The 12,722-nt window shown below is 71.1% G+C and carries 12 protein-coding genes; 11 read left to right on the forward strand and 1 reads right to left on the reverse strand.

Annotated features, from left to right (window positions below; all coding sequences use genetic code 11):
• Positions 1-53 precede the first annotated feature (53 nt).
• Positions 54-362 carry a helix-turn-helix domain-containing protein gene (locus AS96_RS14855; protein WP_231477049.1) on the forward strand — a complete coding sequence of 103 codons (309 nt, stop codon included), beginning with the start codon at positions 54-56 and terminating at the stop codon, positions 360-362.
• Between the two features lie 35 nt (positions 363-397).
• Here the strand turns inward: AS96_RS14855 and AS96_RS02330 are convergent, their stop codons facing one another.
• Positions 398-1,567, reverse strand: a complete 1,170-nt coding sequence (locus tag AS96_RS02330; protein WP_231477050.1) for an MFS transporter — start codon at positions 1,565-1,567, stop codon at positions 398-400.
• A 432-nt stretch (positions 1,568-1,999) separates the two neighbouring features.
• Here AS96_RS02330 and AS96_RS02335 point away from each other — a divergent pair, with 432 nt between their 5' ends.
• The 10 genes from AS96_RS02335 (at position 2,000) to mobF (ending at position 12,720) form a co-directional block, all read left to right on the forward strand.
• Positions 2,000-2,629, forward strand: a complete 630-nt coding sequence (locus AS96_RS02335; RefSeq protein WP_036285240.1) for an ABC transporter ATP-binding protein — start codon at positions 2,000-2,002, stop codon at positions 2,627-2,629.
• A complete protein-coding gene (locus AS96_RS02340) occupies positions 2,626-4,119 on the forward strand; it encodes a hypothetical protein (protein ID WP_036285243.1) in 1,494 nt (497 codons plus the stop codon). The genes AS96_RS02335 and AS96_RS02340 overlap by 4 nt, the downstream gene beginning before the upstream one ends.
• Before the next feature lie 227 nt (positions 4,120-4,346).
• On the forward strand, positions 4,347-5,252 hold the full coding sequence (locus AS96_RS02345) for an ATP-binding cassette domain-containing protein (RefSeq protein ID WP_231477051.1): 906 nt from the start codon (positions 4,347-4,349) through the stop codon (positions 5,250-5,252).
• Complete coding sequence (locus AS96_RS02350; protein WP_155947510.1) at positions 5,233-5,712, forward strand: hypothetical protein; 480 nt, start codon at positions 5,233-5,235, stop codon at positions 5,710-5,712. The genes AS96_RS02345 and AS96_RS02350 overlap by 20 nt, the downstream gene beginning before the upstream one ends.
• Before the next feature lie 30 nt (positions 5,713-5,742).
• Positions 5,743-6,009 (forward strand): hypothetical protein, encoded by a 267-nt coding sequence (locus AS96_RS02355; protein WP_036285249.1) that lies wholly within the window; start codon positions 5,743-5,745, stop codon positions 6,007-6,009.
• Between the two features lie 15 nt (positions 6,010-6,024).
• Positions 6,025-6,843: an ABC transporter permease subunit gene (locus AS96_RS02360; protein ID WP_036285261.1), complete on the forward strand. Its 819-nt coding sequence runs from the start codon at positions 6,025-6,027 to the stop codon at positions 6,841-6,843.
• 21 nt (positions 6,844-6,864) lie between these two features.
• Positions 6,865-7,239, forward strand: a complete 375-nt coding sequence (locus AS96_RS02365) for an SdpI family protein (RefSeq protein ID WP_036285263.1) — start codon at positions 6,865-6,867, stop codon at positions 7,237-7,239.
• Positions 7,240-7,295: 56 nt separating this feature from the next.
• Positions 7,296-8,483 (forward strand): sensor histidine kinase, encoded by a 1,188-nt coding sequence (locus AS96_RS14635; RefSeq protein WP_051498724.1) that lies wholly within the window; start codon positions 7,296-7,298, stop codon positions 8,481-8,483.
• Positions 8,476-9,153: a response regulator gene (locus tag AS96_RS02375; RefSeq protein WP_036285264.1), complete on the forward strand. Its 678-nt coding sequence runs from the start codon at positions 8,476-8,478 to the stop codon at positions 9,151-9,153. The genes AS96_RS14635 and AS96_RS02375 overlap by 8 nt, the downstream gene beginning before the upstream one ends.
• 120 nt (positions 9,154-9,273) lie before the next feature.
• Positions 9,274-12,720 (forward strand): MobF family relaxase, encoded by a 3,447-nt coding sequence (gene mobF, locus AS96_RS02380; RefSeq protein ID WP_036285266.1) that lies wholly within the window; start codon positions 9,274-9,276, stop codon positions 12,718-12,720.
• Positions 12,721-12,722: the final 2 nt, after the last annotated feature.

Genomic DNA, 12,722 nt, shown 5'->3' on the forward strand with positions numbered 1-12,722 from the left:
TTTTGTACTGTGTGCATCTCCGCACTAGATTTTTTCGTTCGAGGCGAGCACGCTTGAGCCGTGCCCACCTCTCACTCCCACGCCGCCGTGGAACTCGCCGCCGCCTTCGGGCCGCGCGACACGAACTCGGCATCTCGCTTGAAGATCTGGGCGAGCTCTCCTTGATCAACTGGACGACGATTGGCAAGATCGAGCGCGGGGTGTCGAGCCCCACGGTGGAGTCGCTGATCCGCATCGCCACCGCGCTCGAGATCGATCCGGGGGTGTTCGTATCGGGGCTCACCGCCGATCACTATGGCAAACGTGAGCATCAGCTCACCGCCCGCGACCTGATCAGGGCCAGACTCGGGGAGCGCGAGTAGGCGCCCCGATCCACCCCTGTCGCTCGAAATTCCGGCTACTTCGCGGGCGGCCGCTTGATGTAGCGCGGCACCCAGCGCAGGAAACCGAGCGCGCCGACGAGACCAATCACGCCCATGGCTGCGGTCGCGACCCCGAGCGTCGAGATCGCGGCGATGCCCGAGAAGAGCACCGGAGCCGTCGCCCCGCCCGCGTCGGTAAGCGTGCGCCACGAGCCGAGGAACGGGGCCGGGTCGCCCTTCGGCGCCACGTCTGCGCCGAGGGTGAGGAGAATGCCGCTGGAAAGCCCGTTGCCGACCCCGATCACCGCGGCGAACATCGCAAACCACATCGTCGCCTGCGGCACGTCGTGCGTGAACGCGAGCACGATGAAGCCGTTACCCATGAGGAGCATTGCGGGCAACGCCGCCCACAGCCTGCCGAAGCGATCCATCACCTGCCCACTCGCGTAGAACAGCGCGAAGTCGATGGCGCCCGCGATGCCCACCACGAGCGAGATGGTCTGCGCGTCAAGCGCGAGCGACACGCCCCACAGCGGCAGCACCACCTGCCGCGCCGACCGCACCGCCGAGAGCGAGGCGGCGGCGAGGCCGAGGCGCGAGAGCACCCCGCGATGCTGCACCATCGTGCGAAACACCCCGGGCCTGCCATCCGCGGGCAGGGTGATGCCGCCGGTCACCGCCTCACCGGTGTCGGCGGTTTCGCTGGTGGATCGCGGCTCGCCGCGCGGGGTGCCGCCGCGGGGCACTGTTTGCTCCTGCAGCTTGGTCTCGGGGTCGGGGCCGAGGCCCACGAGCAGCACCGAGGCGACCAGGCAGGCCGCGAAGAGCCAGGATGCCGAGGCCTCCGTGCCGGTGAGACCGAGGAGCAGCGCGCCCAGAAATGGGCCGACGAACATGCCCAGGCGGAAGGATCCACCGAGCAGCGAGAGCGCGCGGGCTCGGTAGTGCTGCGGCACTCGGGTGGTCATGAAGGCGTGCCGGGCGAGACCGAACGCGGCCGCGCACATGCCGATGAGGAAGACCGACGCGGCGAGCACACCCACGACCGGGCCGTGTTCGACGCCGCCCGCGCCCGGCCCGGCTATCTGAGCCCGGCCACCGCGCCCGCCTACCGGCGTTTGCAGGACGACGCGGCCGGCATGATCGAGGCCGCAGCCGGTCATCCGAGCGCCGACGCGACGGCGCTGGCCGACGAGCAGCGGCACCGCCGGGTGATCCTCGACACGCTCGCCCCGCCACCGCGACAGGGCATCCTCCGAAGCCTGCGCGACCGCGCGACCAGGCTACGACCTTTCCGGCCGGCCTCCACCGACCCGCCGCGCCGCGACCCGCCCGGCCTGGGACGCTGAGGCCGGCGTCACGCCCGGTCGTGGTCGGAGCGTCTCGACCCCGCAATAGGCGGGCTCTCGCTGATGAATCGACGCTAACGGCGGCCTAGCTTTCTTACGCCGCGCCGGAGGTGCGGTGGCGGCCGCATCCGATTCGAGATTGTGCGTCCCGGTGCCCGTGTCCGCAAGCCGCAAGGGCATTGCGGACCCGGGCCCCGCGACGCTTGTAGCAGGTATCGGATGGGCGGATAGCTGGGCCGATAGCCCATCCAGTTCGGTCGAGATTCCCTGGCCTGAGAGGATGGTCACATGATCGAGGTGAACGAGGTAGGCGTGACTGCGGGTGATGTGACGCTCCTCGCGCCCGTCTCGGTGATGGCACAGCGGGGTGAGGCGCTGGTCGTGCGCGGCAGGAACGGCACAGGTAAATCGACGTTGCTGCGCGTGTTGTCCGGTGCCCAGAAGCCGTCGAGCGGGGCGGTTCGGATCGACGGCGGAGCCGTGGTCGAGCGTGACCGTGGTTTCCGTCGCCGGGTCGCCGCGATGAGCGGGCTGCCGCCGATGGCTCCTGACCTCACGGTGTTCGATCACGTCCTGTTGGTCGCAACGACGTGGCTGGATGACCCGGACTCGGCGGCGGAGCTTGCGCGCGGCGTGGTCGCAGAGCTGGGCCTGACCTCGCTGGGACGGCGGTTCCCGCACGAGCTGTCGAGTGGGCAGACGCAGTTGTTCGGCATCGCACTGGTGCTGGCCCGGCCGTTCGAGGTGCTGATCCTCGATGAGCCGGAGCAACGGCTGGACCCGGAGCATGTCGAGTCGGTGATCCGTGTGCTGCGTGCCAGGCGCGACGACGGTGCGACCCTCGTGATCGCCACACACAGTCCGGTCCTCGCGGACGGGCTGGCCGACCGCACGCTCTGGCTGGATGCGGCGGCATGACCAGCCGCGCATCAGCGGCGATCGGGATCTGGCGTGCGCGCAACGTCCGCACGAGCGGCGATCGTGCGTTCCTGGTCTACATGGCCGTCATGGTCGCCCTGGTGACCGTGGCGCCGGTCGCGCGGGCCGTGTGGTTGAGCGTATCCAGCGCGGAAGGGATTGCGGTGTTCGCCTCGGCCGCCGCGCCGGGCGTCACGGTGCTCGCCGCCGCGGGCCTGTGGGCGGGCGCGCTGCTGTTGGGCCGGGACCGCGGCCCAGCGTTGCTGCCCCCGTTCCCGACCCACGCTCTCGCCACCAGCGACCTGCCCCGGTCTGACACGTTCCGCGGGCCGGTGCTGCGCGCCGGCGCGCTTGTGACCGCGCTGACCACACTCGCCGCCGGGCTGATCGGCGGCAGCCTGACAAGCAGCGGACTGGCGGACCCGCTCGGTGCCGCGATGTTCATCGCGGCCGGTGCGCTCGTCGGCATCATCGCCACCGTCGTCTGGCTCGCCGGACAGGTGTTCCCGCGCGCTGCGGTGCCGGTTGCGCTCGGCGTCCTCGCGCTGGGGGCGGTCACCGCCGCCGTCCCGGTCATGCAGCCGTTCACCCCCTGGGGGTGGGTCGGGCTCGCATATCCCGGCAGCGGCTCGCCGCACACCCTCGTCGCGCTGACGGCGCTGACCGCCGCACTCGTCGCCGCGGTGCCCGTGCTGATGAACCGGCTCGGCCTCGTGGAGCTGACGGCCCAGGCCGCGCGCTGGGACTCAGCGACCACCCACGCGACCGGCATGGACTTCGGCGCTGCCGCGACGATCTACCAGGGACGGCCCCACCTGGGTCGCCGCCTCCGCGCCGTGCGACCGATCCGGCATCGGTCAGCGGTGTTCCTGATCCGCGACGCGATCGGGGCTGTCCGAACACCGGGCCGGCTCATCGTCGGCATCCTCGCCCTCGCCACAGCCGGAACGCTCATCACGCTCGCCTTCGCGCCCGCCACGCCGGGCTGGGCGCTGGGAGCCGCAGCCGGCCTGATCCTGTTCGCCGGCCTCGGCCCGCTCACCGACGGCATCCGGCACGCCGCAAGCGTCGCGGCAGACTTCCCCCTGTACGGGATCAGCGACGAACATCTGCTCGCCAGCCACACGCTCTTTCCGCTGGCCGTCACCGTCGTCGTGCTGCTCGCGGTCGTCGTCGTGTGCTCGATCGTCGCCGGCATCGGAGCCGCCGCGCCGATCGTCAGCTCGCTCGCGCTCGGGCTGCTCGCCCTCATCGCCCGTGTCGGCAACGCCCTGAAAGGCCCACTCCCGCCCGCGCTGCTCACCCCGATCCCGACACCAATGGGCGACCTCGGCGCAGCCGTGAGAATGACCTGGGCGTTGGACGGCGTGCTGCTCGCAGCCTTGGCCGGCGCAGCGGCAGCCCTCGCGTTCGAGTCACCAGTCCTGCTCATCGGCGTCGCCGTCACCCTCATCGGAGTCGGCATCAACCGCTGGCGACACCGAGGATAACCCGCGCCTCAACAATCGAGCGCACGAACGCCAGGCGTCTGCGCCCTCAGCCCGACTGAACTGCCATCAAGGGCATTGTGGACCCGAGCCCCGCGACGCTTGCAGCGGGGTATCGGATAGGGCCGGTAGAAGATCAACCCGTGGTTGGCAGTTGGCAGCATCCCGTCGTCCTTAGCGTCGAGTGACAGGCGATTGAGGAGGCTTCTGTGGCGATCGAGGTTCGCTCTTTGAGCAAGAGGTACGGCGGCAAGCTGGCCGTCGATGACGTGTCGTTCGAGGTGCCAGCGGGTCGGGTGACCGGGTTCCTGGGGCCGAACGGCGCGGGGAAGTCCACGACGATGCGGGTGATCGTCGGCCTGGACCGGCCTTCGTCGGGTGAGGCGCTGATCGACGGGCAGCGGTACGCGCAGTTGCGGTTGCCGCTTCGTCAGGTCGGGGCGCTGCTGGATGCGAAGTCCGCGCACCGTTCGCGCACGGCCGTCGATCATCTGCGTGCGGTCGCCGCGACGCACGGCATCGGGCGGGCGCGGGTGGACGAGGTGATCGACCTCGCCGGACTGGGCTCAGTCGCCCGCAAGCGAGTGGGCGGGTTCTCCCTCGGGATGTCGCAGCGGCTCGGGATCGCGGTCGCGCTGCTGGGCGATCCGGGCACGCTGATCTTGGATGAGCCGGTGAACGGTCTGGACCCGGACGGGGTGACCTGGATGCGGGAGCTGCTGCGCGGCCTTGCCGCCGAGGGTCGGACGGTGTTCCTGTCCTCGCATCTGCTGACCGAGCTGGCGCTGGTCGCCTCGCACGTCATCGTAATCGGGCGGGGCCGCATCCTCGCCGATACTCCGGTGGACGCGCTGACCCACGGCAAGTCGGTGCGGGTGCGCACGGCCGGGCTGAACGATCTGAAACTTCTCCTGACGCGCGCGGGCGGCACGTTCACCGTCCGCGGCGAGGACACGATGGACATCGGCGAGCTGGAGGCGGAGGACATCGCCCGGATCGCGGCGGAGAACGACATTGTGCTGTTCGAGGTGACGCCGGTGGGCCGCACACTCGAGGAGGCGTACATCGAGCTCACCCGCGGCGCGGTGGAGTACGAGGCGACGGGCACGAGCAGCCGTGACGATCACGATTCCTGACATGGCGGCCGGGCGGGTGAGCTTCGGCCGGGTGCTGCACGGCGAGTGGATCAAGTTCGTCACGCTGCGCTCGAACCTCCCGGTGTTCGGCGCGGTCGTGGCCGGCCTTGGTGTGATGGGGATGCTGCCGGCGATCGCCGCCCGCGCCGACTCGGGCCTGTCTGCCGGCGTCGCGGCCCAGGACGTGCTGGGGAGCATGTCGTGGGCGCAACTACTGGTGGCGATCCCCGCCGTGGTGTTCCTGGCCTCGGAATACACCTCCGGGTCGGCTCGGGTGACGTTCCTGGCCGTGCCGACCCGCATCCCGGTCCTACTCGGTAAGCAGCTCGCCGTCGCCATGCCCGCCGCCGTCGCCGGGGTCGCGGGCGCGGCGGTCGCGTTCGGTGGGAACGCGCTGCTGCTGGATGCACCCCCGGAGGCGTGGGTCGCGGTGCGGGCTGTGGCCGGCGCGGGGCTCTAGCTCGCGGCGATCGCCGCGCTGTCGGTCGCGGTGGCCGCGATCATCCGCAATCTCGTCGGCGCGACGCTGACCGTCGCGGCGCTGTTCACGGTGGCGCCGCTGATGGTGAGCCTGATCCCGATCGAATGGGTGCAGCGCACCGCGGCGTGGCTGCCGACCCCGGCGGGACAGCTCGTGTTCCTCCCCGACAATCCCGACGCCTCGCTGTCCTGGTGGGGCGGGTATCTCGTACTGCTGGCTTGGATGGCCGGCGCGACCATCATCGCGGGCGTCCTGCTGCGCGCCCGCGACGTGTGACGAAAGGAAACCTCCATGTCTGTTCTCAGCACCTCCGCCCCGTCCCTGGGTCGTGGCCGGCCCGTCCTCGCGGGTGCGATGGCCTCCGAGACGGTGAAGCTGACCACGCTGCGCTCGAACTGGATTCTTGTCGCCGTGGCGTTCGTCATGATCGTCGGTTCCGGGCTGCTGCAAGGGTTGTCGCTGGTGTCCCGGCTGACCGACCCGAGGTTCGCCGGGCAGCTAATCGAGGCACGCCCGATGCAGTTCGTGGATAGCGTGCTGTGGGCTCAGGTGCTCATCGCCGTCATCGCTGTGCTCGCGGCCACCGGCGAGTACGGGTCGGGACAGATCAAACTCTCCCTGCTGGCCGCCCCGACCCGGCTGCCGGTGCTGGCAGCCAAGACGGTCGCGGTCGCGGTCCTCGGTTTCGGGCTCGGCACGGTCGGCGCGGGCCTGGCGTTGAGCATCCCGCTCACGTTCCTGCCCGCTGCCGGGATCGACTACCCGATCGACCTGTCCACCGGGGCGGTCCTGGCGCTCGGGTCGGGCGCGTACCTCGCCGCGATCGCCGCGCTGGGCACCGCGATCGGGATGCTGCTGCGCAACGTGATCGCCGGGCTCGCCGTCACGCTGCCGCTGGTCACGATCCTGCCCTCTGTGGTGTCTTCCATCCCCGTCCAGTTCATCCGCGACACAGCCGCGTACTTCCCGACCACCGCAGGCCGGATGCTCATCTCCGACCTGGAAACCACCGCGCCGCTGGAGCCCTGGCAGGGCTACCTCGTGCTGCTGGCCTGGGTCGTCGCGCTGTGGGCGGCGGCCGCGGTCACGCTCCGCGCGCGGGACGCCTGAACCAACGAACAGGAGAACGTTGTGTCAGCATCCATCGTCGAACTCCTCGGCCCGGCGATCGCGCTGCTCACCGGCATCGCTACTGCCTGGTGGGGCCTCGCCTGTCTTGCCGGGCGGTTTCCCCGCAACCTCGTCCTCGGCTACCGCACCCGCGCGGCGCTAAGCAGCAGAGACGCCTGGGACGCCGCGCACCGCGGCTACGCTCCCTTCCTGATCGGCGGCGGCCTCCTGCTGGCGGCGTCCGGTGTGGCGGCGATCATCATGGTTCTCACGGACGCCACCGGACTCATCGGACCGGCGATCGCGGCCGGGATCATCGCGCTCCTGGCGGCGCTGGTCGTCGGTGGGATCTTCGCGCACAGGGCGCTTCGCCGTCATCTCACGCAGACTGGATAGACAAGACGGGTCGAGCACGGCGATCGACACGTCGCGGGCGCGAGAGGAGGCCGGGCATGACCGAGAGCCTGCGCGTGCGCCTCGCCGACTTGCAGCGCCCGCCTTGGCCGCCGTTGGCCTGGCTGCGACGGCACCCGATCGTGGTCGATGTCGTCGTGGTGCTGGCCGCGTGCGTCCCGCATCTGATCGCGATGATCTACCGGGCAGGCGATGTCGGCTGGTGGGGATACCCGCTGCTGGCGATCACCGCCGCCGCGCTGCTGATGCGCCGCCGATGGCCGCTCACGATGCTCGTCGTCGTCGCCGTGTCGTGCGCCGCCAGTCCGCTCGCGCAGCCGGGATTCGGCTATCCGATGATCCCGTTCGCCTTCGCCCTCTACACCGTCGCCTCGCTCCAGCCCCCGACTCGCGCCTTCATCGGGTACGGCGTCGGCGTCGCCTCGACCGTGCTGGCGACGATCCCGTACTCACTGAGCGGCACAACCCCGCCCCTGGTCGGGTTCCTTGACCCGTTCACGCTCATCGCCCTGGTCATCGGGCTCGTCGTGCGGGGCCGCCGTGAACGCCGCGTGGCACTCGCCCAGCTCGTGAACGAGCGCATCGAGAACGCCGCCAGCGTGGAACGGGCGCGGATCGCCGCCGAGATGCACGACGTGGTGGCGCACTCCATCTCGGTCATGATCGCCCTCGCCAACGGCGCCGACGCCGGGTGGAGCGCCCACCCCGAGCGGGCGCGCGCCGCGGTCGGCAAGATCACCGTCGTCGGCCGGGACGCCCTGACCGACATCCACCGTGTCCTGCACATCCTCCGAGGCGCAGACGCCGACCTCGACGGCAGCCTGCACGAGTCCGGGCCGAACCTGCCGACCCTCGAAGAACTCGCCGTCACCTACCGCGACGCCGGCCTGCACGTCGAGCTGGCCCAACACGGTCGCCCGCTGCCCGACGACCCGGCGTTGCGGATCGCGGTCTACCGCATCGTGCAGGAAGCCCTCACCAACACGCTCCGCCACGCAACCGGCGCAACAGGAGCTGCCGTCACCGTCACCGCGACCGAGCATGAGGTCGCGGTCGAGGTCACCGACGACGGGCTCCACTCCCGCGCCGAGCCGGAGGTCGGGCACGGACTGACCGGCATCCGCGAGCGGGCGCGTCGCCACGGCGGGGACAGCACAGCCGGCCCGCTGCCGGGTCGCGGCTGGCGCACCCACGCCACACTCCGTATCGGAGCGGCGGATGCCTGAACCATCCGACATCACCGTGCTCGTCGTGGACGACCAACCGCTCGCCCGCGAGGGCAACGCGCTCGTGCTCGACTCCGCACCCGGAATCCGCATCATCGGCGAAGCCGCCGACGGGCACGAGGCGATCCAGCAGGCCGTCCAGCTCGAACCCGACATCGTTCTGATGGACGTGCGGATGCCTGGCATGGACGGCATCCAGGCCACCCGCGGCATCATCGACCGCGGGCTGGAAAGCCGCGTGATCGTGCTGACCATCTTCGACCTGGACGAGTACGCCTTCGGCGCGCTCCGTGCCGGAGCCAGCGCCTTCCTCGTCAAGACCGCCACGCATCAAGAACTCGTGGACGCCGTGCGCGTCGTCGCCCGCGGCGACGCGATCGTGACCCCGCGGATCACCCGCCAGCTCATCGACGCTTACACCGGCCGCGACCAGCCAGCCGCAGTCGATCAACCCCTGTCGGTCCTGTCCCCCCGAGAGCGCGACGTGTTTGACGCGATCGCGCTCGGGCTCTCCAACGGCGAAATCAGCACGAGGCTGCACCTGTCACCTGCGACGGTCAAGACGCACATCAACCGCATCTTCGCCAAGCTCGACCTCCGCGACCGCATCCAAGCCGTCATCCTCGCCTACCAACTCGGACTCCCCATCGGCCCCGCAACCGACTCATAACGCTGACCCGCACTCGCACCCTCACAGTCACGCCAAACTCTCGCCTTCCCCGCTTCCCTCCTGAATGCACGAATGCTACCGTAGGTAGTTGCAAGAATCTCAGATGAGAGTGAGGCAGCCATGAAGGGCGGCGTGATCCTGTTCCGGGGCACTGGCGCGGCCGCGCTGCGCTACCTGGAGTCCGACCGCTCCCGTGCCGACGACTACTACCTGGAGGGCGGCACGGCGATCGCGGAGTTCGCCGTGGTTGACGGGAAGGGCCTTGTAATCGGGGAGGGCGCGCTGACCCCGGACGAATACGCGGCCTGGGTGGACTGGACGAACCCGCTCACCGGGGAGTCGATGGGAACGCCACGCAAGGCGGGGGAGGGCAAGCAGGGCAGCCCGCGGTTCGCGGAGATGGTCGTGAACGCCCCGAAGTCGCTGTCGATCGCCGCCGCCCTGCACCCGGAGGTGTCGGCGGCGCTGGACGTGGCGCAGCAGGACGCGGTGGCCGAGATCCGACGCTGGCTCGGGGAGCACAGCGTCACCCGGATTGGCCCGCGCGGGAAGCAGGAAGTCGTGCCGGTCCAGCAGCTCGAAACCGTCTCCGTCGTGCATCACACGTCGCGGGCCGGCGACCCGCACCGGCATATCCACTTCCAGATCGGCACCCGCGTATGGGCCGCAGGCGGCTGGCGCGGGCTGGACACCGCGGCGCTGTTCCGGCAGCAGGGCGCGATCCGCGCCCTAGGCACCGCAGTCATCGCCGCGCACCCCCAGCTCGCGCAGGTGCTCGATGCGCACGGGCTGACGCTGGACCCGGTGACCGGCGAGGTTGCGGAACTGGAGCCCTACAACGCCGTGATGAGCAAGCGGTCGACGCAGGTGCAGCGCAACCTTGCCCGGTTCCGCGCCGAGTGGGAGGCGGCGCATCCGGGGCAGGAGCCCGGCCCGGTCGTCCGTGGCCGGCTGGAGGCGATGGCCTGGGATCACGAGCGGCCGGCCAAGAAGCCGGCCACCCTCAAGGACGAGGCCGCCTGGCGCATCGAGCTCGCGGAGGCCGGCTACACGCCGGACCCGCCGAGGGTGCGCCCCAACGCGCCGGTGGCGCTGGACGAGCTGCGCGTGCAACAGGTCGCATTGCGTGCACTCGACCGTTGCGCGGCCAGCGCATCGACGTGGACGATGCACGACGTTCAGGAGCACGTCACCAGGATCATCACCGAGGCTGGAGTGCGCGCAACCCCCGAGGCGCTGCGCGACTTCGTTGCGATCACAACCCGGCTCGCGGCCGAGGATTGCCTGTCGGTGCTGCCGCCCGACATGGTGCAGCCCGAGCACGTCGCGCACCTCACGACGTTGCACGTCGTCGCGGTCGAGACGAACCTGCGCGACAGGCTGACCGCCCGCGCAACGGCCAGCAACGGGCAGACGCCTGACGTGACCAGCCTGGCGCGCGACGCCGGCCTGGACCCGGAGCAGGCGCAGGCCGCCGCTGCGGTCGCCGGGACCGACCCGCTCGTGGTGGTCGAGGGCGCGGCCGGCGCGGGCAAGACCACGATGCTCGGCGTGGCGATCGAAGCGGCCACGGGCCAGGGCCGGCGCACGCGGGTCGTGACCCCGACGAAGAAGGCCGCGGACGTGGCCGCCCAGGAACTCGGTGTGCCCACTGACAGCGTGGCGAAGCTCGTCCACGAGCACGGCTGGCGCTGGAACCAGGACGGCGCATGGACCCGCCTGGCGGCGGGCGACACCGACCCGGAGACAGGCGCGACCTACACCGGCCCGACCGCAGCCGCTCGACTGACCCGTGGTGAGCGGATCGTGGTGGACGAGGCGGGGATGCTCGACCAGGACACCGCACTCGCGCTGCTGACCGTGGCGGACGAGCAGGGTGCGACCCTCGCGCTCGTGGGCGACCGGGCGCAGCTCCCAGCGGTCGGGCGCGGCGGCGTGCTCGACATGGCCGCGCAGCTCGCCGGGCGCACGTTCGACATGACGACCGTGCATCGCTTCGCCGACCCGGAGTACGCGGTGCTGACCGTGCAGATGCGCCGGGGCGAGAATCCGGCGCTACTGTTCGACCGATTGCACGCCCTCGGCCTGGTCGTCCTGCACGAGAGCACCGAGGCCGTACAGGAGGCAATCGCCCGCGACGCACACGACGGCGACGCGATCACAACCGCGACGAACGACGAGGCGCGCGAGCTGAACGAGCGCATCCGCGACGAGCGGGCGCGCACCGGACTGGTCGACGGCCGCAGCACGACGACCGGCAGCGATGGCCTAAGCATCGGCCGAGGCGATGTGATCCAGACACGCCAGAACGACTCCGACGTGCAGGTGGCGAACCGTCAAACCTGGACCGTTCAGGCTGTCGAGAGCGACGGGACGGTGTGGGCGAAGGAGAACGGCACCGGGCGGAAGCGGCAGCGTACGGTCAGGCTCCCGCCCGAGTACGTCGCCGAGCACACGCACCTCGCCTACGCCTCCACCGCCTACGGGGTCCAGGGCGCGACCGTCCCGGCGTCGCACACAGTCCTCTCCGACGCGCTCGACGCGGCCGGCGTCTACGTCGGCATGACGCGCGGCCAGGAGAAGAACCGGCTCCATGTCGTCGCCGCGGACGTGGACGACGCGCGGGAGCAGTTCGTGGGCGCGCTCGAGCGGGATCGTGCCGACCGGGGACTGGTCGCCGCGACTCAGGCGGCGCGCGAGGCCGTGGCCGGGCTCGCGGCCGATGGGCCGGTGCGTCTCGTGAACGCCGAGCGCGCCCGCCTGACCCAGCAGATCGAGCGCGCCAGCCGGCAGACGGAGAAGTGGGAGCAGGTCTTGACGGTGCTCGACCGGCAGCGCCAGGCGCACCGGGCCGATTCCGACGAACAGCAGGAGGCCGTCACAGCCGCGGACGCTCGCGCCGTCCAGGTGCGTGCCGAGGTCGCGGCACCGCTGATCGAGCAGGCCACCGCGGACGGTGCTGCCTACCTCACCAGCCGTGAGCGGATGTGGGAGGCGCAGACAGCGCGAGGCCAGGCCGGGCGGCTGCGGAAGCGCGCCGCTGGCCGCGCGGCGACGGAGGCCGCAGACACGCATCGCGCGACGGAGGACGCGGTGCGGCGGCGCTGGGGCGGCCTGCCTACCGGCGCGGGTGGCGTGGAGTCGTGGGCTGAGACGGTCGCCGGGAAGCAGGCCGACGCCGACCCGCGCGTGACCGAGACGCGGCAGGAGGCGGAGCAGACCCACCGAGAACAGAGCCGCCTCGCCGAGCGGCACCTGCGCGAGTCCACCGGCCTGCGCCGGACGGTGCTCGGGTCCGTCACCCCGAGCACCATCAGCACCCGCGCTGCCGGCTGGCGCGCTCGGGCGGAGCAGGCCAGACACGACCTCGCGCAGATCGAGGCGCTGCCCGTCACCGAGGCCGCGCAGTTCGTCCGCGAACTTGCTGCTCGTGCCGAGGCCAAGCGGGAAGCCGCCGAGCGCGCCCAGGCCGCACGCGACGCGCGAGCCGCTCAACTCGGCGAGTACCGGCCGTCAACCGACCACGGCAGGACGGGACCGGAGCGCGACTTCGGGCCGAGCCTGTAGCC

Source organism: Microbacterium sp. MRS-1 (assembly GCF_000585455.1).
Taxonomy (GTDB): Bacteria; Actinomycetota; Actinomycetes; order Actinomycetales; family Microbacteriaceae; genus Microbacterium; species Microbacterium laevaniformans.